Below are 21441 nucleotides of genomic sequence, written 5' to 3' on the forward strand. Positions count from 1 at the left end.
GAGGCATTTGCGATGGCTGACACGAACGCACGAACCCAGGCCCTGTCCGATGTGGGGGTGTCGATCTGGCTGGACGACCTGTCCCGCGGCCTCATCCAGTCCGGCGACCTGCACAAACTGATCGACGAGAAGAACGTCGTCGGCGTGACCACCAACCCGACGATCTTCGCCGGCGCGCTCTCGAACGGCGAGGACTACAACGAGCAGGTGCGCGAGCTGGCCGGAAACGCGGCCACGCTCGAAGACGCCACCTTCGACATCACCACCAGCGACGTGCGGCACGCGTGCGACATCATGAAGCCGGTCTACGACGCGACCGACGGCCAGGACGGCCGGGTCTCGATCGAGGTCGACCCGCGGATGGCGCACGACACCGACGCGACCACCGCGATGGCCGACAAGCTCTGGAAGAGCGTCGACCGCGAGAACGTGATGATCAAGATCCCGGCGACCGTCGAGGGACTGCCGGCGATCACCACCGCCATCGCGGCGGGCATCAGCGTCAACGTGACCCTGATCTTCTCCCTCGAGCGCTACCGCGGCGTGATGAACGCCTATTTGAGCGGTCTGGAGCAGGCCAAGGAGAACGGTCACGACCTGTCCAAGATCCGCTCGGTCGCCTCGTTCTTCGTCTCCCGCGTGGACACCGAGATCGACAAGCGGCTCGACGCGGCCGGTTCCGCCGAGGCCAAGGGCCTGAAGGGCAAGGCCGGTATCGCGAACGCGCGCCTGGCCTACCAGGCCTTCGAGGAGGTCTTCTCGACCTCGCGTTGGGAGACCCTCAAGAGTGCCGGCGCCCGCGTGCAGCGGCCGCTGTGGGCCTCCACGGGCGTCAAGGACCCGGCGTACAAGGACACGATGTACGTCGTCGACCTCGCTGTGAACGACGTCGTCAACACCATGCCGCCCAAGACCCTCGACGCGGTCGCGGACCACGCCGAGGTCGACGGCGACCAGGTCACCACCCACTACGCCGACGCCAAGGCCATGCTGGACGCGCTCGAGGGCGTCGGCGTCAGCTACAGCGACGTGGTGAAGGTGCTCGAGGACGAGGGCGTGGAAAAGTTCAAGAAGTCCTGGGCCGAGCTGCTGGACTCGGTGCAGGGTGAGCTGGACGCGGCGAACAAGGCCGGGGCCGCCTCGTGATGCAGAGCAGTTCCGCAGTCACCGTCGCCGCCGCCGGTGCCGCCGCCGACGCGGTGAGCGCCCACGTGCCGCAGCTGGTGACCGACAAGGTCGCGAGCAGGCTCTTCGCGCAGGACAAGACCCTCTGGGGCAGCGCCGCCGAGGACGAGGCGGGGAAGCGACTCTCCTGGGTCGGTCTGCCGCACTCGTCGCGCCCGCTGGTCGGTCAGATCGAGGGTCTGCGCAGCGAGTTCCAGGCCAAGGGCCTCACCCACGTGGTGCTCTGCGGCATGGGCGGCTCGTCGCTCGCGCCCGAGGTCATCTGCGAGACGGCCGGGGTGCCGCTGACGGTGCTGGACTCCTCCCAGCCCGACATGGTCCGCGCCGCGCTGCAGGACCGTCTCGAGCAGACCGTCGTCGTGGTGTCCTCCAAGTCGGGCTCGACCGTGGAGACCGACTCGCAGCGACGCGCGTACGAGAAGGCGTTCAACGACGCCGGCATCGATCCGACCGAGCGCATCGTCGTCGTCACCGACCCGGGCAGCCCGCTCGACAAGGACGCGCGCGGTGCCGGGTACACGGTGGTCAACGCCGATCCCGATGTGGGCGGCCGGTATTCGGCGCTCACTGCGTTCGGCCTGGTGCCCAGCGGGCTCGCCGGAGCCGACGTGGGAGCCCTGCTGGACGACGCGGAGGCGGTGGCCGACCTGTTCGCCACCGACGACGAGGACAACCCGGCGCTGCGGCTCGGCGCCGTCCTCGGTGGCACGTCGCCGTTGCGCGACAAGGTGATCCTCATCGACGCCGGGACCAAGAACGTCGGCTTCGGCGACTGGGCCGAGCAGCTGATCGCGGAGAGCACCGGCAAGGACGGCAAGGGCCTGCTGCCGGTCGTGGTCGGCACCTCGTCCGTGGGCGGTCTGCTGGACGACGAACTGGGCGTGCACCTGGTCGCGGGCGACGACGACTCCACGCCCCAGGGCACGGCGGACGTCGCCGTGGGCGGCTCGCTCGGCGCATCCATGCTGCTGTGGGAGGCCGCCGTCGCGGTGGCCGGGCGACTGCTCGGCATCAACCCGTTCGACCAGCCTGACGTCGAGAGCGCCAAGGCCGCGTCCCGGGAGCTCCTGAGCGCAGGCACCGGGGGCGGCGACGCCCCGGCGTTCACCGACGGCGCGATCGAGGTGCGCGCGCTCGGCGGCGACTGGCTCGGCGGCGCGACGGACGTGTCCGCCGCGATCGACGCCCTGCTGGCGCAGATGCCGCACCACGGCTACCTCGCGGTGATGGCCTATCTGGACCGGATCGCCGACCAGTCGCTGGCCGACGTACGGGTGGCCTTCGCCGCGAAGCTCGACCGGCCGGTCACCTTCGGGTGGGCGCCGCGCTTCCTGCACTCGACAGGTCAGTACCACAAGGGTGGCCCCGCGATCGGGATCTACCTGCAGATCACCACCACCCCGCGGCAGGACCTGGAGGTGCCGGGTCGTGACTTCACCTTCGGCGACTTCATCACCTCCCAGTCCGGTGGCGACGCCAAGGTGCTCGCCGACCACGGCCGGCCGGTGCTGCAGCTGCACCTCACCGAGCACGACCAGGGTCTGACCCAGCTGACGCAGGCGATCGCGCAGGCCACCCAGAGCTCGCAGGGAGGGTCTGCTTCGTGAGTCCCGCCCGCGTCGCACGCGGGATCAACCCACTGCGCGGCCCCGACGATCGGCGTCTCCCGCGGATCGCCGGGCCGTGCAGCATGGTGATGTTCGGCATCACCGGAGACCTCGCGCAGAAGAAGCTGCTGCCCGCCATCTACGACCTCACCAACCGGGGTCTGCTGCCGCCGAACTTCACGCTGATCGGGTTCGCCCGGCGCGACTGGAGCCTCGCGGAGTTCACCGACGTCGTACGCCGCGCGGTCCAGGCCGGCGCCCGCACGCCCTTCCGCGAGGAGTCGTGGCGGGCACTGGCGGACGGACTGCGTTTCGTGTCAGGCAGTTTCGACGACGAAGCCGGCTTCGACCGGCTCGCCGACGAGGTGGCCAGGGCCGATGTCGAGCGCGGCACCGACGGCAACCACGCGTTCTACCTGTCGATCCCGCCGGCCGCGTTCGGCGACGTCTGCAAGCAGCTGGAGCGCAGCGGTCTCACTCGCCAGGACCCGAGCAGCTGGCGGCGGGTCATCATCGAGAAGCCGTTCGGCCACGACCTGGCCAGCGCCCGCGCGCTGAACGAGATCGTCGAGAGCGTCTTCCCACCCGAGTCGGTCTTCCGCATCGACCACTACCTGGGCAAGGAGACGGTGCAGAACATCCTGGCGCTGCGTTTCGCCAACGGGATGTTCGAGCCGGTCTGGAACTCCAACTACGTCGACCACGTGCAGATCACGATGGCCGAGGACATCGGGATCTCCGGTCGGGCCGGCTACTACGACGGCATCGGCGCGGCGCGCGACGTCATCCAGAACCACCTGTTGCAGCTGCTCGCGCTCACCACGATGGAGGAGCCCAACTCCTTCGACGCGGACGCGCTGCGTGCGGAGAAGGAGAAGGTGCTCGCCGCCGTACACAGCCCGGGCGACCTGGCGCTCGCGACGGCCCGTGGACAGTACGCCGCAGGGTGGCAGGGCAGCCAGAAGGTGACCGGCTTCCTGCAGGAGGACGGCATCGACCCGGAGTCGACCACCGAGACGTACGCCGCGGTGAAGCTGCTGGTGGACTCTCGGCGCTGGGCGGGCGTCCCGTTCTACCTGCGCACCGGCAAGCGGCTCGGCAAGCGCGTCACCGAGGTGGCCGTCGTCTTCAAGCGGGCGCCGCACCTGCCGTTCGCCGATACCGCCACCTCCGAGCTGGGCGAGAACGCCATCGTGATCCGGGTGCAGCCCGACGAGGGCATCACGATCCGGTTCGGCTCCAAGGTGCCCGGCGCGGGCTCGATGGAGGTGCGCGACGTGACGATGGACTTCGGATACGGCAGCGCGTTCACCCAGGCGAGTCCCGAGGCCTACGAACGCCTCATCCTCGACGTGCTGCTCGGCGAGCCGCCGCTCTTCCCGCGGCATGCCGAGGTCGAGACGTCGTGGCGGATCCTGGACCCGATCGAGCGGTTCTGGGCCCGCAAGGGCAGGCCCCAGCCGTACGACGCGGGCACCTGGGGCCCGGCCGACGCGGACGCGCTGCTGCGCCGCGACGGCCGCGAATGGAGGATGCCGTGATCGTCACGCTCGAGGACACCGACACCCGCGCGGTGAGCAAGCGCCTGGTCGCCCTGCGCAACTCCGTCGGTGCGGTCGCGCTGGGTCGGGTGATGACGCTCCTGATCGTCACCGACGAGGCCGGCGCCGAGAAGGCCCTGGAGGCCGCGGCCGAGGCCAGCCGCCAGCACCCGAGCCGCATCATCACGCTGATCCGCGCCGGTGGTCGCGGCGCAGCGCGGATGGACGCCCAGATCCGCGTCGGCGGCGACGCCGGCGCGAGCGAGATCGTCGTCTGCCGCCTGTACGGCGAGCTGGCGTCGCACAGCGAGAGTGTGGCGGTGCCGTTGATGCTGGCCGACTCCCCCGTGGTCGCCTGGTGGCCCGGCGACTGCGACGCGAACGTCGCAGGTTCGCCGATCGGCCGGATGGCGATCCGCCGGATCACCGACGTATCGCAGTCGGGCAATCCCCCGAGGGCGCTGCTGGCGCGCCAGCAGCACTACGCCCCCGGGGACACCGACATGGCCTGGTCGCGCACCACCCGCTGGCGGGGTCTGCTCGCCACGGCGCTGGACCAGCCGCCGTACGAGTCGGTGGAGTCGGTGACCGTCTGCGGCGCCCACGACTCGGCCAGCACGGACCTGCTGGCCGGATGGCTCGCGGCGCGACTGCGCTGTCCCGTGCGGCGCACGAAGAGCGACGGCGGTTCGGGGATCCACAGCGTGCAGCTGGAGCGGGCGAGCGGTCCGTTGCTGCTCACCCGCGCGTCGTCCCGTACGGCACGTCTCACGCTGCGCGATCAACCGGATCAGGTCGTCAGCCTGCACCGCTACGACACCGCCGAATGCCTGGCCGAGGAACTGCGCCGGCTGGACGCCGACGCCGTCTACCGCGAAGCCCTGGTCGTCGGCATGCCCGAGGTCGCCGGCGCCGCGGGCGGCCGCCGACCCTCCCGATCGAAAGGGTGAGCGATGAGTGGACCGCAGTTCGTCGTGCACGAGAACAAGCAGGACCTGAGCGCTGCCGTCGCCCGGAGGCTCGGGGAGGAGATCGTCGCCGCGCAGCGGGCGCGCGGCGTCGCCCACCTCGTGCTCACCGGGGGCTCGATGGGCGGGGGCACCCTCGCCGGCCTGCGCGACCAGCACGGACCCGAGCTCGACTGGTCGAGCGTGCACTTCTGGTGGGGCGACGAGCGCTTCGTCCCGCTCGGCAACGAGGACCGCAACGACGCCGAGGCGCGGGAAGCGCTCCTGGACCACATCGACGTACCGGACGGCAACGTGCACGTGATGGCTCCGTCCGGAGGCGACTTCGGTGACGATCTGGACGCGGGCGCCGCGACGTACGCGCAGGAACTCGCCCGGTACGCCGCGCCCGGCGCCGACGTGCCTGCCTTCGACGTGCTGATGCTCGGGGTCGGACCGGATGCGCACATCGCCTCGCTCTTTCCGCAGCACCCGGCACAACGCGATGTCGACGCCTCCGCGATCCCCGTGCGTGAGTCGCCCAAGCCCCCGCCCCTGAGGATCAGTCTCAGCTACCCGGCGATCAACACCGCACGGCAGGTCTGGTTCCTAGTGTCCGGCGAGGAGAAGGCGCAGGCGGTCGCGCACGCCACCTCACCGGGTGCCGACCCGTGGGACTACCCGGCGAGCGGGGCGCACGGCACCGACGCCACCATCTGGTGGCTCGACAAGGCCGCCGCGTCCCAGCTCCCCTCCTGAGACGCGTCTGGGGTCGTAGCGCGCTCTGTAGAGCGCGCCACGACCCCACATTCTGAGCTGCCGGAGGTTCTCTTGCGACGCATCACCGCAGGATCGCGCCGCCGTGCTCTCGTGCGGCGCCACCACCTCGCCGGCGACGCCGACGGACCGGAGGACGTGACGCAGGCGCTCGTCGCGCTGCACGCGACGGACCCGGCGTCGGTGTACCTGTCCGTCCTCGCGCGCAGTGCCGCGACCACGCTCGGCGAGGTGTCCAAAGCGATGTACGACCGGCGCAGCCTGGTGCGCTGGATGGGGATGCGTCGCACGCTGTTCGTCGTCGCTCGCGATGACGTGCCGATGATCCAAGCCGCGGTGAGCACATCGGTGGCAGCGACGCTCCGCCGCCGGCTCATCTCCCGCATGATCCGCAATGGCACCGAACCACCTCTCTCCGACGAAGTGGACGAGTGGCTGCGAAGCCTCGAAGGCGACGTCGAGAGCGCGTTGGTCCGGCTCGGCGCGGCCACCGGGACTCAGTTGGCGTCCGAGGTGCCGGCTCTGCGGACGCTGATACCCGCGCGGACGGCGTCCGAGAGCGTGCAGCGTCTCACCACGTCCGTCCTCACCCTGATGAGCGCCGATGGGCGGCTCGTCCGCAGCACCCCTACCGGACCATGGACCAGCCGCAGGCATCTGTGGGAGCCGACCACTGCCTGGTGGCCGCACAGCCTCCCGCTCGTGGACGAAGCGGACGCGCAACGCGACCTCGCACGCCGGTGGCTGGAACGATTCGGACCCGCCACGGTCGAGGACCTGCAGTGGTGGACCGGCTGGACCAAGACCACCACCGCCCGCGTGCTCCAGGCGCTTCCGATCGAGGAGGTCGACCTGCACGGGCGACCTGGGATCGCCCTCTCCGACGGCTCCGATCAAGAAGCCGCGGATGCGGAGGACTGCGGACGCCGACCGCCGGTCGCTGCGCTGCTGCCCGCCCTCGACCCCACGCCCATGGGATGGAAGCACCGCGACTGGTTCCTCGGTATCGAGCAGGAAGCGATCTTCGACCGCGCCGGGAACATCGGTCCCACCCTCTGGTGGGACGGGGAAATCATCGGATCCTGGGCCGTCGCGCCGTCCGGCGAGATCCGCACCGTGATCGCGGCCGAGCGCGGCGAGGATGCGCGTACGGCCGTGGACGATGCGGCGGCCCGACTGCAGGCCAGGCTCGACGGCGCCGTCGTGATCCCCGCAGTCCGCACAGCCCTCGAACAGTCGCTCTGAGACGCGTCTGGGGTCGTAGCGCGCTCCATCGAGCGCGCTACGACCCCATCGACAGAGTCTGTTCGGTCAGCGGATCAGGCCACGGCCCCTCAGGGTGCCGAGCGCCTCATCGAGGATGACGGCGCCCTCGGCGTCGCTGCGGCGTTCCTTCACGTAGGCCAGGTGGGTCTTGTACGGCTCGGCGCGTGGCGCGGTCGGCGGGTTGTCCTTGTCCTGCCCGGCAGGCAGGCCGCAGCGGGGACAGTCCCAGGTCTGCGGGATCGCCATACCGGGCTCCTCCGCGAAGCTCGGCCGGGTCTCGTGCCCGTTGGCGCAGTAGAACGCCACCGTCACCCGCGGCGCGGAATCACCCCGCTCCGCCTCCCCCATGGGACCGGCACCGACTCGACTTCCACGAATTGCATTACCACCGGCCACGAACGGGCTCCCTAGCTGAATCGAGCGACGAGACCCAGGCCGACGACGGCCAGGATCCAGAGCGAACCGCCGATGACGGTGAGGCGGTTGAGGTTGCGCTCCGCGACCGAGGACCCGCCGAGGCTGGAGGAGACCCCGCCACCGAACATGTCCGACAGTCCACTGCCCTGCCCCTTGTGCAGCAGGATGAGGAGCACCAGCAGGACACTGGTCAGCAGGACGATCACCTGCAGGGCGATACGGATGACATCCACGTGCCTGGAACTCACCTTCGATGGAGCGGAGACCCACCCGGTACGGGCGGCCGTTGCGAATTTTACACAGTCGACGGCGGTCCACCCGCATACCGGCTGCTACTGGTGAGGATCAGGTCGCGCCGACGTGCGCCTGGTAGCGGCAGATCGTCGCGAACTCCTCCACGTCGATCGACGCCCCGCCGACCAGCGCGCCGTCGACATCGTCCTTGGCCATGATGGCCGCGACGTTCCCCGATTTGACCGATCCGCCGTAGAGGACCCGGACCGCTGCGGCGACCTGGTCGGAGTAGAGCTGACCCAGGCGGCCACGGATGGCTGCACACACCTCCTGCGCGTCGTCCGGGGTGGCGACTTCGCCCGTGCCGATGGCCCACACCGGCTCGTACGCGATGACGATGCTGTTCACCTGCTCGGCGGACAGACCGTGCAGCGCGACGTCCAACTGACCCAGGACGAAGGCCACCTGGTCGCCGGCGCGGCGCACCTCCAGGGACTCCCCCACGCACAGCAACGGCGTGACGCCGTTCTGGTACGCGGCGGCGACCTTCTGGGCGACCAGCGCGTCGTCCTCGTGGTGGTACTCGCGGCGTTCGCTGTGCCCGACGACGACGTAGCTGCAGCCGAGCTTGGCCAGGAACCGGCCGGAGATCTCACCGGTGTAGGCACCCGACTCGTGCGCGGACAGATCCTGCGCGCCGAACTTCAGCTTGAGCCGGTCACCGTCGATCAGGGTCTGCACCGAGCGGATGTCGGTGAACGGCGGGATCACCGCCACCTCGACCTGCGCGAAGTCGTGCCGCTTGTCGCGCAGCATCCAGTCCAGCTTCTGGACCAGCACGGTGGCCTGCTGGTGGTCCAGGTTCATCTTCCAGTTGCCCGCGATCAGCGGGACGCGGGCGGTGGTGTCGGCCATGGGTCAGTCCTCCAGGACGGCAAGACCGGGCAGGGTCTTGCCCTCCAGATACTCCAGGCTCGCTCCCCCACCGGTCGAGATGTGCGAGAAGTCGTCGTCGTCGAATCCGCCCTGCCGTACGGCGGCGGCGGAGTCGCCACCGCCCACGACGGTGAACGCCCCCGCCGACGTCGCGTCGACCAGCGCCTGCGCGACGGTCTGGGTGCCGGCGGCGTATGGCGCCATCTCGAACGCGCCCATCGGGCCGTTCCAGAAGACCGTCTTCGCGCCGGCGATCCTGCGCGCGAACAGCTTCGCCGACTCCGGTCCGATGTCCAGGCCCATTCGGTCGGCCGGGATCGCGTCCGCGGCGACCAGGTCGTGCGCGGCGTCCGCGGAGAAGGCATCGGCGGCGACGACGTCGACGGGCAGGACGATGTCCACTCCCCTGTTCTCGGCGTCCGCAAGATAGCCCTTCACCCGGTCGATCTGGTCCTTCTCCAACAGCGAGGTGCCCACCTCGTGGCCCTGCGCGGCCAGGAAGGTGAAGACCATGCCGCCGCCGATGAGCAGCATGTCTGCGTGCTGCAGCAGGTTCTCGATCACGCCGAGCTTGTCGGAGACCTTGGCGCCACCGAGCACCACGGCGTACGGGCGCGCGGGCCGGGTGAGGCGTTGCAGCACCGCGACCTCCTGCTCGACCAGTCCGCCGGCCGCCTGGGGCAGCCGCTCGGCGACGTCGTAGACGCTGGCCTGCTCGCGGTGCACGACGCCGAAGCCGTCGCTGACGAAGACGTCCGCGAGAGAGGCCAACTGGTCGGCGAACTCCGCGCGGGCGGCAGCGTCCTTCGCGGTCTCACCGGGGTTGAAACGCAGGTTCTCCAGCATGGCGACCTCGCCGTCGCCCAGGGCGTCGACGGTGGCATGCGCGGACGGTCCCACGGTGTCCTGCGCGAGCGGCACCGGGACGCCGAGCAGCTCGGACAGCCGCTGCGCCGCGGGTGCGAGGGAGTACCTCGCCTCCGGTGCGCCCTTCGGCCGGCCGAGGTGCGCGCAGACGATCACCCGTGCACCGGCCTGCGTGAGCCGCTGGATGGTCGGCACCGACGCGCGGACCCGGCCGTCGTCGGTGATGGCGCCGTCCTTGTCGAGCGGGACATTCAGGTCGCTGCGCAGCAGCACCTTCTTGCCGCGCAGGTCACCCAGATCCTTGATCGTGCGCATCGGGCTCAGAGGCCGTGGCCGACCAGCGCCGTCAGGTCCACGAGTCGGTTGGAGTAACCCCACTCGTTGTCGTACCAGCCGACGACCTTGACCTGGTTGCCGATGACCTTGGTCAGGCCGGAGTCGAAGATGCACGAGCTGGGGTCGGTGACGATGTCGCTGGAGACGATGGGGGCGTCGGTGTACTTCAGGTAGCGCCCGTCGGCCACCTTCTTGACGGCCTCGTTGACCTCCTGGACCGACGTCTCGCGGCCCGCCTCGAAGGTGAGGTCGGTGGCCGAGCCGGTCGGGGTCGGCACCCGCAGCGCGTAGCCGTCGAGCTTGCCCTTCAGCTCCGGCAGCACCAGGCCGATGGCCTTCGCGGCACCGGTGGAGGTCGGCACGATGTTGATGGCCGCGGCGCGGGCACGGCGCAGGTCCTTGTGCGGGCCGTCCTGCAGGTTCTGGTCGGCGGTGTAGGCGTGGATCGTCGTCATCAGGCCCTTGACGATGGTGAACTCGTCGTTGAGGGCCTTCGCCATCGGTGCCAGGCAGTTGGTGGTGCACGAGGCGTTGGAGATGACGTGGTGCTTCGCCGGGTCGTAGTCGCCGTCGTTGACGCCCATCACGATGGTGATGTCCTCGTTGGACGCGGGCGCGGACACGATGACCTTCTTGGCGCCACCGTCGATGTGCACCCGGGCCTTGGTCGCGTCGGTGAAGAGGCCGGTGGACTCGATGACGACATCGGCGCCGAGGTCACCCCACGGCAGCGCGGAGGGGTCACGTTCGGCGAAGGCCTTGAACGACTTGCCGTTCGCGGTGATCTCGTCCTCGGACGAGGTGACGTCGCCGTCGAAGATCCCGAGGATCGAGTCGTACTTCAGCAGGTGTGCGAGGGTCGCGTTGCTGGTCAGGTCGTTGACGCCGACGATCTCGATGTCGGCGCCGGAGGCGACGGCGGCGCGGAAGAAGTTGCGGCCGATGCGGCCAAAACCATTGATACCTACCCGGACGGTCACGATCGGCTCATTCCTTCTGGTTGGAGGACTTCGGCAGGCCTCGACCCTATGGGACAACTCGCCGGTACGCCGAACGGCCGTGTGCGGTCGCCGGACCCCGGCCCGCGTGGTCGCGGACGGGTCAGCCGTCCAGCATGTCCGGCGTGAGGTTGGCGTCGGTGCCGGGAATGTCCCGGTCGCCGGCCAGCTTGTCGGCCATCGCGAGCAGCCGACGAATCCGCCCCGCCACCGCATCCTTGGTCATCGGCGGCTGAGCCAACTGACCCAGCTCCTCGAGGCTCGCCTGCTTGTGCTCGACCCGCAGCCGCCCCGCCTGCGCCAGGTGGTCGGGCACGTCCGGGCCGAGGATCTCCAGGGCCCGCTCGACGCGGGAGCCGGCCGCGACGGCGGCCCGTGCGGAGCGGCGCAGGTTGGCGTCGTCGAAGTTCGCCAGCCGGTTCGCGGTCGCCCGCACCTCGCGGCGCATCCGCCGTTCCTCCCAGGCCAGCACCGCGTCGTGGGCGCCGAGCCGGGTCAGCATCGCCCCGATCGCGTCGCCGTCACGGATAACCACGCGGTCGATCCCGCGGACCTCGCGGGCCTTCGCAGAGATCCCCATGCGGCGGGCTGCACCGACGAGTGCCAGAGCGGCCTCCGGCCCGGGGCAGGTGACCTCCATGGAGGAGGAACGGCCGGGCTCGGTCAGCGAACCGTGCGCGAGGAAGGCACCACGCCACGCGGCTTCGGCGTCGCAGACGGCGCCGTTGACGACCCGCGGGGGCAGGCCGCGCACCGGACGCCCCTTGGTGTCGATGAGGCCGGTCTGGCGCGCAAGGGCCTCGCCGTCGCCGACGACGCGTACGACGTAGCGGCTGCCGCGCTTGAGACCGCTGCCGCTCATCACGACCAGCTCGGACTTCTGCCCGTAGACCGCGGCGATGTCCTGTCGCAGGCGGCGAGCGGTCGCCGCGGTGTCGAGCTCGGCCTCGATCACCACCTTGCCGCCGATGATGTGCAGCCCGCCGGCGAAGCGCAGCACGGCGGAGATCTCCGCTTTCCGGCAACACGTCTTGGTGACGGCGAACCTGCTCAACTCGTCTTTGACGGTGGCAGTCATCGCAGGCATGGGCGTCATTCTCGCACCGGCGACGCGCTGCTCGGGTCGTCACGGGCCCGACTTTTCCGTCAGGGCCACCGACCGCCGTACGGCGTGTCGCGTTTGCGCAGGTGAGGGGGCTTCAGTCGTCCAGGACGTCGCGGTACGCCGCTGCGAGACGCAGCGGATCGTGCGTGCCGGGGGTGTCGGTGTCGGCGACCGGGGCCCGGACGACGCGGGCGCCGAGGCGGCCGGCGGCCTCGGTGAGCAGGTCCGCCTCCTCCCCGTCGACCGACACGTCGGCCAGCACGACGTCCAGGTGCAGGTCGGGTGCGTGCGCGGTCAACACCTCGAGATAGTCCGCGGCGGCGAAGCCCTCGGTCTCGCCGTCGTGCCGCATCATGTTGAGCGTCAACATCTTTCGCGCCTTCGTCTGGACGAGCGCCAGGCACAGGTCCGGCACCAGCAGATGCGGCATCACCGAGCTGTACCAGGAGCCGGGACCGAGGATCACCCAGTCCGCGTGCTCGACCGCCTCGACGGCCGGCAGGCAGGGCGCGGGCGGGTCGGGGTGCAGCCGCACACTCTGCACGCGGCCACGGGTGGTCGCCACCTCGACCTGCCCGACGACGTCGACGACCTCTTCGGGGCGGTCGGGATCGGCGCCGAGCACGCTGGCCTCGATGCGCAGCGGCTCGGCCGCCATCGGAAGCACCCGACCCCGAGCGCCGAGCAGCCGCCCGACCAGATCCAGGCCCGCGACCGGGTCGCCGAGGAGATCCCACAGCGACGCGATGATCAGGTTGCCGAGCGCGTGACCGCCGAGCGGGCCGTCGCCGGCGAACCGGTGCTGCAGGGCGTCGCGCCACTGCAGTCCCCACTCGGAGGTGTCACAGAGCGCGGCGAGCGCCATGCGCAGGTCGCCGGGCGGAAGGATGTCGAACTCGTCGCGCAACCGCCCGCTCGACCCCCCGTCGTCGGCGACGGTGACGATCGCGGTGATCTTGTCGGTCACCAGTTGCAGAGCCTGCAGCGACGCGGCCAGTCCGTGACCGCCGCCGAGAGCGGCGACGGCCGGCCGGGCGAACGCTGCGGGCGTGGTCACCCGCGGAGCACTCACTCTCGTCCCAGGTCGCGGTGGACGGTCACGGCGTGGGTGCGACCGGTGCCCAGACGTTCGGCGAGCGCTTCGGTAATCGCGACGGACCGGTGCTTGCCGCCGGTGCACCCGACGGCCAGGGTTGCGTAACTGCGGCCCTCCCGGCGGTAGCCGGCGAAGACCGGCTCCAGCATGGCCAGTGCGCGTTCGAGGAACTCCTCGGCCCCGGACTGCGCGAGCACGAAGTCCGACACCACCTTGTCCTGGCCGGTGAACGGGCGCAGGTCGGGATTCCAGAAGGGGTTGGGCAGGAAGCGCATGTCGAAGACGATGTCGGCATCCAGCGGGATGCCGTACTTAAAGCCGAACGACATCACTGCCACCCGCAGGTCGGGAGAATTGTCGTCGCCGAGCATCTCGCGCACCTTGGTGCTGAGCTGGTGCACGTTCAGACCGCTGGTGTCGATCAGGACGTCGGCCGCGGCGCGCAGGTCGCGCAGTGCGACCCGCTCCGCCACGATGCCGTCGAGCAGCCGGCCCTCCCCCTGCAACGGGTGCGGGCGGCGTACGGACTCGAACCGGCGCACCAGGGCCTCGTCGGTCGCATCCATGAAGACCACGATCGGCCGGTAGTTGCCGGCCCGCAGCCGCTCGAGCCCCTCGGTGAACTCGGCGAAGAAGGTGCGGGACCGGATGTCGACCACGGCGCAGAGCCGTCGCCCGTCCGAGTCCTCGTCGCCGTTGTCGTCGCCGCCGTGGTCCAGCAGGCTCGCCATCGAGACGAGCAATTGCGGCGGCAGGTTGTCGATGACGTACCAGCCACGGTCCTCCAACACGTTGGCCGCGGTGCTGCGACCAGCACCGGACATGCCGGTGATGATCACCAGTTGGGACGCTGCGGAACTGAGCGGGTCGGCCTGGTCACTCATCGGGGCTCCTTGCTGGTCGCGGGCCCCATCAGTCGAGGACCTCACCGGTGGAGAGGTTGACGGCCGGGGTGGCGTCGACATCCTCGCGCAGTCGGTCATGGATCGTCGCCGCCAGGGCCGGGCCGATGCCGGGGACGGTGGCGAGCTCCTCCGGCGGGGCGGCACGCATCTTCTTGACCGAACCGAACTGCTTCAGCAGCGCCTTGCGCCGGGCATCGCCGAGACCCGCGATGCCGTCCAACGCGGAGGTGGTCATCGCCTTGGACCGACGCTGACGGTGGAAGGTGATCGCGAAGCGGTGCGCCTCGTCGCGCACGCGCTGCAGCAGGTAGAGACCCTCGCTCGTACGCGGCAGGATCACCGGGAAGTCGTCGTCGGCAACCCACACCTCCTCCAGTCGCTTGGCCAGGCCGACGACCTCCACGTCGTCGATCCCGAGAGCCTCCAACGCGTGCGCCGCGGCGTTGACCTGGGGCTTGCCTCCATCGACGACGACCAGCTGCGGCGGGTAGGCGAACCGCTTGGGCTTGCCGGTGGTCTCGTCGATCGGCCCGGACACCGGCGGTGTCCGGGCACCCGGCCCGGTCCCCGCAATCTCCTCGACGTCGGGACTGTCACCGAGATCCAGCTCCACGTCGTTCGCGCCGTCGCGGTCGGCCAGGTAGCGCCGGAAGCGGCGGGTCAGCACCTCGTCCATCGCGGCCGTGTCGTCCAGTCGCACGGTGCCGTCCGGTGCCGGCGTGCCGCGCACGATGAAGCGGCGGTACTCCGCCTTGCGCGGCAGACCGTCCTCGAAGACGACCATCGACGCCACCACGTTGGTGCCCTGGATGTGGCTGACGTCGAAGCACTCGATCCGCAGTGGCGCCTGACCCAGGTCGAGGGCCTCCTGCAGGTCCTGCAACGCCTGGCTGCGCGCGGTCAGGTCGCCGGCACGGGCGACCTTGTGCCGGGCCAGCGACTGGGTCGCGTTGCGCTGCACCGTCTCCATCAGGGTGCGCTTGTCGCCGCGCTGCGGCACCCGCAGGTCGACGTTCGAGCCGCGCAGACCCTGCAACCACTGCGCCATCGGCTCGGGATCGGGCGGCAGCACGGGCACCAGCACCTCGCGGGGCACCCCATCCCCGGACTCCCCGCCGTACACCTGCCCGAGCAGCCGCTCGATGACCTCGGCCAGCCCCAGGTCGCCCTCAGACTGCTTGTCGACCACCCAGCCGCGCTGGCCGCGGATCCGGCCGCCGCGGACGTGGAAGACCTGCACGGCCGCCTCGAGCTCGTCGTCGCTGACACCGAAGACGTCGGCATCGGTGGCGTCGCCCAGCACCACGGCCGAGCGTTCGAGCGCCTTCTCCAGTGCGCCGAGGTCGTCGCGACGGCGGGCCGCGGTCTCGAAGTCGAGGTCGGCGCTGGCGTCGCGCATCTCCTGGGCCAGGCGCTTCTGGAAGCGCGCGGTGTTGCCGGCCATGAAGTCGCAGAAGTCCGCGGCGATCTCGCGGTGCTCGTCCTCGGTGACCCGGCCGACGCACGGTGCCGAGCACTTGTCGATGTAGCCGAGCAGGCAGGGACGGCCGACCTGGCCGGCCCGCTTGAAGACACCGCTGCTGCAGGTGCGCACCGGGAAGACGCGCAGCAGCTGGTCGAGGGTCTCGCGGATCGCCCAGGCGTGCGCGTACGGACCGAAGTAGCGGGTGCCCTTGCGCTTGGCGCCGCGCATCACCTGCGCACGCGGGTAGGTCTCCCCCATCGTCACCGCGAGGTAGGGATAGGACTTGTCGTCGCGGTACTTGACGTTGAAGCGGGGGTCGTACGCCTTGATCCAGGAGTACTCCAGTTGCAGCGCCTCGACCTCGTTGCGGACGACGGTCCACTCGACGCTCGCGCCGGTGGTGACCATGGTGCGGGTCCGCGGGTGCAGCGCCGCGATGTCCTGGAAGTACGACGACAGTCGGCTGCGCAACGACTTGGCCTTGCCGACGTAGATGACCCGCCCGTCCTTGTCGCGGAAGCGGTAGACGCCCGGATCGACCGGGATCTCCCCGGGCTTCGGACGGTAGGACGACGGGTCTGCCACCGGGTCAGCCTACGAACCACCGCCGACAGGCAGGAATGCGCTCCCCGGTCCGGGCCGTTACCGCCCGTGGCCGGGCCGTTCGGGTCCGCGTCCATCGTCGATCGCGAGGAGTCGCCTGATGCGTGCTATCGGTTTCGAGAAGCCCGGAGACCCCGACGTCCTGCGGGAGTTCGACCTGCCCGCACCGCAGGCCGGACCTGGCGAGGTGCGGGTGCACATCGAGGCCGTCGCCGTGAACCCCTCCGACACGGCCACCCGCTCAGGGGCCTTCGCCGACCGGTACCGAGAGGTGGCCACCCCGCACCTGCCGGGCTGGGACTTCGCCGGCACCGTCGATCAGGTGGGCGCCGGGGTTGCGCACGAGGTCGGTCAGCTCGTGATGGGCGCGACCCTGCCGGTCTTCAACGGTGCGTACGCCGAGTACGTCGTGGTCCCGTCGGCGAACGTCGTTGCCGTGCCCCACGGGGTCGACGCAGTGGCAGCCTGCACCGTGCCGATGAACGGGCTGACCGCTCTGCTCACCCTCGAGCGGTTCGACCTCGAACCCGGCGCGTGGATCGCGGTCACCGGTGCCGCCGGCGCGTACGGCGGAAGCCTGATCGAGATCGCCTGCGCCCGCGGCCTGCACGTGGTGGCGGACGCCTCCGAGGCCGACGAGCAGCTGGTGCGCGACCTCGGCGCAGAAGAGGTCGTCCGCCGCGGCGACGACGTGGCGCGGCGCATCCGCGAGGTCCGCACGGGCGGGGTGGACGCGCTCGCCGACGGTGCGGTGCAGGGCGCCGTTGTGCTGCCTGCCGTCCAGGACGCCGGCGCATACGTCGCCGTACGCGCCGGCGACATCACCTCCGAGCGCGGCATCACCGTCGACGCGATCATGGTGGGCGACGTCGTGAGCGACCCCGACCGCATCGCCGCCGGTCTGGCGACTCTCGCGGACCTGGTCCGCTCCGGGCGACTCACCCCTCGGGTCGCCCGGACCCTCCCGGCCGCAGAGGCTCCCCGGGCGCACCGAGCGCTCGAGGCGGGCGGGGTCCGAGGGCGTCAGGTGCTCACCTTCTGAGCCCCGGCGCGCGCCCGGTCCCCTCAGCTGATCTTGAGCGAGGACCCCTCTGCGGTCACGGTCTTGGCGGGCAGGGGCTTGGGAGCCGGGCCACTTGTGACCGATCCGTCCTTGATGCTGAAGTGGCTGCCGTGACAGGGGCAGACGATCTCGCCGTCCGCAACGGACCCGACGGTGCACCCCGCGTGGGTGCAGATCGCCGAGAACGCCTTGAACGACCCAGACGTGGGCTGAGTGACGACCACCTTCGCGTCCCCCAGGATCTTCCCCCCGCCCACGGGGACGTCCGCCTTCGCGACCGTGGTGCCGCCGCCTCCTGAGGCCGAGCCGGACCCACCGGAGCCCGAGGAGCCGCCGCACGCGGCGAGCCCGAGCCCGGCGATCCCCACGCCGGTGACAGCCGTCGCCCGGACGACGGTGCGCCGGGTCGGGCTGACGGGTACGTCGTCGGTGTCGTTCGTCGATACTCGGTCGTTGTTGTTCATCATTGAACGATCATCCATTGCGGATCCGGTGAGGTCGACACCCGGGTGCTGTGGTTCGCCTGTGTATCTCCTGCGGTTGTCAGCGGGTAAGTGACGTCGGCACCACGGATCCGCTGACAACCGCGGCATTCGATCCCTTCGCGCTGCAAACGCAGATCTACGGGCAGCCTGGCGAGGGACGCTGCCGTCGGCTGGCGTCAGTTGCTCCGTACGTGGCTTGTCGGGCGTGCGGCCAGTTGCCTGCACCGCGCCCGGCCGGCGAGGTGGGTTGTTGGCACTGCGGTCACTTTCCTGCGCCGCGTCCGGCCGGCGAGGTGGGTTGTTGGCACTGCGGTCACTTTCCTGCGCCGCGTCCGGCCGGCGAGGTGGGTTGTTGGCACTGCGGTCACTTTCCTGCGCCGCGTCCGGCCGGCGACCGGGCAGCGCCGACGGGGCGAGCGGGCCTCGTCCAATGCGACTGAGAACACAACCCTCGACGTGACTCGCCGCAGGCGCTGCCGGTTGTCAGCAGGTAGGTGACGCCGACACCGCAGATCCGCTGACAACCGCGGGACCCAGCTACCGGTTGTCAGCAGGTAAGTGACGCCGACACCGCAGATCCGCTGACAACCACGGCGTACGGCGTCAGCTGGCGGCCTTCGTGCTGGCCTTGCGCGGCGAGCGGGTGCCTGCGCGACGGGTGGAGGGGCGCGCTGCCGCACTCTGCTTCGCCAGCAACGGCTTGAGGAACCGGCCGGTATGACTGGCCCGCACCTCCGCGATCTCCTCCGGTGTGCCCACGGCGACCACACCTCCCCCGCGGTTGCCGCCCTCGGGGCCCATGTCGACGATCCAGTCCGCCGACTTGATCACATCGAGGTTGTGCTCGATGACGATGACCGTGTTGCCCTTCTCGACCAGGCCCTGCAGCACGTCGAGCAGCTTGCGGATGTCCTCGAAGTGCAGGCCCGTGGTCGGCTCGTCGAGCACGTAGATGGTGCGGCCCGTCGAGCGCTTCTGCAGCTCTGAGGCCAGCTTCACCCGCTGCGCCTCGCCACCGGACAGGGTCGGCGCGGGCTGGCCCAGCCGGACGTAGCCGAGACCGACGTCGACCAGCGTGGTCATGTGCCGGCCGATGGCGGGCACGGAGGCGAAGAAGTCCTTGGCCTCCTCGATCGACATGTCGAGCACCTCGGCGATCGACTTGCCCTTGAAGTGCACCTCGAGCGTCTCGCGGTTGTAGCGCGCCCCGTGGCACACCTCGCACGGCACGTAGACGTCGGGCAGGAAGTTCATCTCGATCTTCAGGGTCCCGTCGCCGGTGCACGCCTCGCAGCGACCACCCTTGACGTTGAAGGAGAACCGGCCGGGCAGGTAGCCGCGGACCTTCGCCTGCTGGGTCTGCGCGAAGAGGCGCCGCACGTGGTCGAAGACCCCGGTGTAGGTCGCCGCGTTGCTGCGCGGCGTACGCCCGATCGGGCTCTGGTCGACGTGCACGACCTTGTCGAGCTGGTCCAGCCCCTCCACCGTGCGGTGCCGCCCGGGCACGTGGCGCGCGCCGTTCAGCTGGTTGGCCAGCACGTTGTAGAGGATGCCGTTGACCAGCGAGGACTTGCCCGACCCGGACACCCCGGTCACCGCGACCAGGTTGCCCAGCGGGATCGCGACGTCGACGTTCTTCAGGTTGTGCTCGCGCGCACCGCGTACGACGATCTCGCGACCGTCGTGCGGTCGACGTTCGGTGGGCAGCGGGATCTCCCGCCGACCCGACAGGTAGTCGCCGGTGATCGAGTCCGTGTTGGCCAGCAGACCGGCCACCGACCCGGCGTGCACGACGTGCCCGCCGTGCTCCCCCGCGCCGGGCCCGATGTCCACGACGTAGTCGGCCGTGGAGATGGTGTCCTCGTCGTGCTCGACGACGATCAGGGTGTTGCCGAGGTCGCGCAGCCGCGTGAGCGTCTCGATCAAGCGGTGGTTGTCGCGCTGGTGCAGACCGATCGACGGCTCGTCGAGCACGTAGAGCACGCCGACCAGGCCCGACCCGATCTGGGTGGCCAACCGGATGCGTTGCGCCTCGCCGCCGGACAGCGTGGCGGCGGGCCGGTCCAGGGACAGGTAGTCGAGGCCGACGTCGAGCAGGAAGCCCAGCCGCGCGTCGACCTCCTTGATGATGCCCTCGGCGATCTGCCGCTCCCGCGGGGAGAAGTCGACACCGGGCAGGAAGTTGGCGGCGTCGGAGATGGGCAACGCGCACACGTCGGCGATCGACTGGCCGCCGACGGTGACCGCGAGGGACTCGGGCTTGAGCCGGGCGCCCTTGCAGACCGGGCAGGGCACCTCGCGCATGTAGCCCTCGTAGCGCTCGCGGCTCCAGTCCGAATCGGTCTCGGAGTGGCGACGCTTCACGAACGGGATGACGCCCTCGAAACCGGTGGAGTAGCTGCGTTCGCGGCCGTACCGGTTGCGGTACTTCACGTGCACCTGGTGGTTCTGCCCCTCCAGCAGCGCCGTCCGCGCCCGCTCGGGCAGCGCGTGCCACGGCGTGTCGAGGGAGAACTTCAAGTCCTCCGAGAGCGCGCCGATGACCCGCAGGAAGTAGTCGGCCGAGGTCGAGCCCTGCGCCCAGGGCAGGATCGCCCCCTCGCGGATCGACTTGTCCTCGTCCGGCACGAGGAGCTCGGGGTCGACCTCCAGCTCGGTGCCGATGCCGGTGCACGCGGGGCAGGCGCCGAACGGGCTGTTGAAGGAGAACGAGCGCGGCTCGATCTCGTCCATCGACAGCGGGTGCTCGTTGGGGCAGGCCATCCGCTCGGAGAAGCGGCGCTCGCGCTGCGGGTCGCCCTCGTCGAGGTCGACCATCTCCACGATGAGGACACCGTCGGCCAGGATCAGCGCGGTCTCGACGGAGTCGGTGAGCCGCTGCTTCGCGGAGGGGTCACCGCCGCGGGACACCAGCCGGTCGACGACCACGTCGATGCTGTGCTTCTTCTGCTTGGCCAGCTTGGGCGGCTCGGACAACGAGACCACGACCCCGTCGACCCGGGCGCGCGAGTAGCCCTTGCCCTGCAGGTCGCTGAACAGGTCGACGTACTCGCCCTTGCGGGACCGTACGACGGGCGCCAGCACCTGGAACCGCGTGCGGTCGGGCAGCTCCAGGAGCTGGTCGACGATGGCCTGCGGCGTCTGGCGGCCGACCGGCTCGCCGCAGACCGGGCAGTGCGGGCGACCGGCTCGCGCGAAGAGGAGGCGCAGGTAGTCGTAGACCTCGGTGATCGTGCCGACCGTGGACCGGGGGTTGCGGTTGGTCGACTTCTGGTCGATCGAGACCGCCGGCGACAGGCCCTCGATGAAGTCGACGTCGGGCTTGTCCATCTGGCCGAGGAACTGGCGCGCGTACGCCGAGAGCGACTCGACGTAGCGGCGCTGACCCTCGGCGAAGATGGTGTCGAACGCGAGCGAGGACTTGCCCGATCCGGACAGACCGGTGAAGACCACCAACGAGTCCCGCGGGATGTCGACCGAGATGTTGCGCAGGTTGTGCTCCCGGGCGCCCTTGACCCGCAGGTGGTCGTGACCGCGCACCGGTGGGGCGGGCGCGGCGCTCGGAGAGCTGGGAGAACTGGGTGACGTGACGGAACGGCTCGGTCGGG

18 protein-coding genes are annotated in these 21441 nt (G+C 70.4%); 7 read left to right on the top strand and 11 right to left on the bottom strand.

The features are described from left to right. The first annotated feature begins 12 nt into the window (after positions 1-12). The 6 genes from tal (at position 13) to JOB34_RS06925 (ending at position 7302) form a co-directional block, all read left to right on the top strand. Positions 13-1146: a transaldolase gene (gene tal, locus JOB34_RS06900; RefSeq protein WP_208051994.1), complete on the top strand. Its 1134-nt coding sequence runs from the start codon at positions 13-15 to the stop codon at positions 1144-1146. Then, positions 1146-2792: a glucose-6-phosphate isomerase gene (locus JOB34_RS06905; protein WP_208051995.1), complete on the top strand. Its 1647-nt coding sequence runs from the start codon at positions 1146-1148 to the stop codon at positions 2790-2792. Before tal ends, JOB34_RS06905 begins: the two co-directional genes overlap by 1 nt. Then, positions 2789-4333: a glucose-6-phosphate dehydrogenase gene (gene zwf, locus JOB34_RS06910; RefSeq protein ID WP_208051996.1), complete on the top strand. Its 1545-nt coding sequence runs from the start codon at positions 2789-2791 to the stop codon at positions 4331-4333. The genes JOB34_RS06905 and zwf overlap by 4 nt, the downstream gene beginning before the upstream one ends. Then, a complete protein-coding gene (locus tag JOB34_RS06915) occupies positions 4330-5283 on the top strand; it encodes a glucose-6-phosphate dehydrogenase assembly protein OpcA (RefSeq protein WP_208051997.1) in 954 nt (317 codons plus the stop codon). The genes zwf and JOB34_RS06915 overlap by 4 nt, the downstream gene beginning before the upstream one ends. Positions 5284-5286: 3 nt before the next feature. Then, a complete protein-coding gene (gene pgl, locus JOB34_RS06920) occupies positions 5287-6039 on the top strand; it encodes a 6-phosphogluconolactonase (RefSeq protein ID WP_208051998.1) in 753 nt (250 codons plus the stop codon). A 72-nt stretch (positions 6040-6111) separates the two neighbouring features. Then, entirely contained in the window at positions 6112-7302 is a 1191-nt protein-coding gene (locus JOB34_RS06925; RefSeq protein WP_208051999.1) for a winged helix DNA-binding domain-containing protein, read from the top strand. Between the two features lie 66 nt (positions 7303-7368). Here JOB34_RS06925 and JOB34_RS06930 read toward each other — a convergent pair whose 3' ends face one another. The 9 genes from JOB34_RS06930 to uvrC all read right to left on the bottom strand — a co-directional run bounded on the left by JOB34_RS06930 (position 7369) and on the right by uvrC (position 16267). Next, positions 7369-7719, bottom strand: coding sequence for an RNA polymerase-binding protein RbpA (locus JOB34_RS06930; protein ID WP_179480918.1), 351 nt, complete (start codon positions 7717-7719; stop codon positions 7369-7371). Positions 7720-7730: 11 nt separating this feature from the next. Continuing rightward, positions 7731-7973: a preprotein translocase subunit SecG gene (gene secG / locus JOB34_RS06935; protein ID WP_208052000.1), complete on the bottom strand. Its 243-nt coding sequence runs from the start codon at positions 7971-7973 to the stop codon at positions 7731-7733. A 112-nt stretch (positions 7974-8085) separates the two neighbouring features. Beyond that, positions 8086-8889: a triose-phosphate isomerase gene (gene tpiA / locus JOB34_RS06940; RefSeq protein ID WP_208052001.1), complete on the bottom strand. Its 804-nt coding sequence runs from the start codon at positions 8887-8889 to the stop codon at positions 8086-8088. Positions 8890-8892: 3 nt separating this feature from the next. Further along, on the bottom strand, positions 8893-10092 hold the full coding sequence (locus JOB34_RS06945; protein WP_208052002.1) for a phosphoglycerate kinase: 1200 nt from the start codon (positions 10090-10092) through the stop codon (positions 8893-8895). Between the two features lie 5 nt (positions 10093-10097). Further along, positions 10098-11093: a type I glyceraldehyde-3-phosphate dehydrogenase gene (gene gap, locus JOB34_RS06950; RefSeq protein WP_208052003.1), complete on the bottom strand. Its 996-nt coding sequence runs from the start codon at positions 11091-11093 to the stop codon at positions 10098-10100. A 121-nt stretch (positions 11094-11214) separates the two neighbouring features. Then, entirely contained in the window at positions 11215-12198 is a 984-nt protein-coding gene (gene whiA / locus JOB34_RS06955; protein WP_179480928.1) for a DNA-binding protein WhiA, read from the bottom strand. A 112-nt stretch (positions 12199-12310) separates the two neighbouring features. Beyond that, positions 12311-13273, bottom strand: a complete 963-nt coding sequence (yvcK, locus tag JOB34_RS06960; protein ID WP_208052004.1) for a uridine diphosphate-N-acetylglucosamine-binding protein YvcK — start codon at positions 13271-13273, stop codon at positions 12311-12313. An 11-nt stretch (positions 13274-13284) separates the two neighbouring features. Continuing rightward, positions 13285-14196 carry an RNase adapter RapZ gene (gene rapZ / locus JOB34_RS06965; RefSeq protein WP_208052005.1) on the bottom strand — a complete coding sequence of 304 codons (912 nt, stop codon included), beginning with the start codon at positions 14194-14196 and terminating at the stop codon, positions 13285-13287. A gap of 28 nt (positions 14197-14224) precedes the next feature. After that, positions 14225-16267 (bottom strand): excinuclease ABC subunit UvrC, encoded by a 2043-nt coding sequence (gene uvrC, locus JOB34_RS06970; protein WP_208052006.1) that lies wholly within the window; start codon positions 16265-16267, stop codon positions 14225-14227. A 118-nt stretch (positions 16268-16385) separates the two neighbouring features. Here uvrC and JOB34_RS06975 point away from each other — a divergent pair, with 118 nt between their 5' ends. After that, on the top strand, positions 16386-17327 hold the full coding sequence (locus JOB34_RS06975; RefSeq protein WP_208052007.1) for an NADP-dependent oxidoreductase: 942 nt from the start codon (positions 16386-16388) through the stop codon (positions 17325-17327). Between the two features lie 23 nt (positions 17328-17350). Here JOB34_RS06975 and JOB34_RS06980 read toward each other — a convergent pair whose 3' ends face one another. Continuing rightward, the gene (locus tag JOB34_RS06980; protein WP_243757701.1) at positions 17351-17830 is read right to left on the bottom strand and encodes a Rieske (2Fe-2S) protein; all 480 of its coding nucleotides are present in this window, start codon (positions 17828-17830) and stop codon (positions 17351-17353) included. Between the two features lie 606 nt (positions 17831-18436). Further along, a complete protein-coding gene (gene uvrA, locus JOB34_RS06985) occupies positions 18437-21373 on the bottom strand; it encodes an excinuclease ABC subunit UvrA (RefSeq protein ID WP_208052405.1) in 2937 nt (978 codons plus the stop codon). Between the last annotated feature and the right edge of the window lie 68 nt (positions 21374-21441).

Origin of the sequence: Allobranchiibius sp. GilTou38 (assembly GCF_017565325.1) — a bacterium.
GTDB classification, from domain to species: domain Bacteria; phylum Actinomycetota; class Actinomycetes; order Actinomycetales; family Dermatophilaceae; genus Allobranchiibius; species Allobranchiibius huperziae.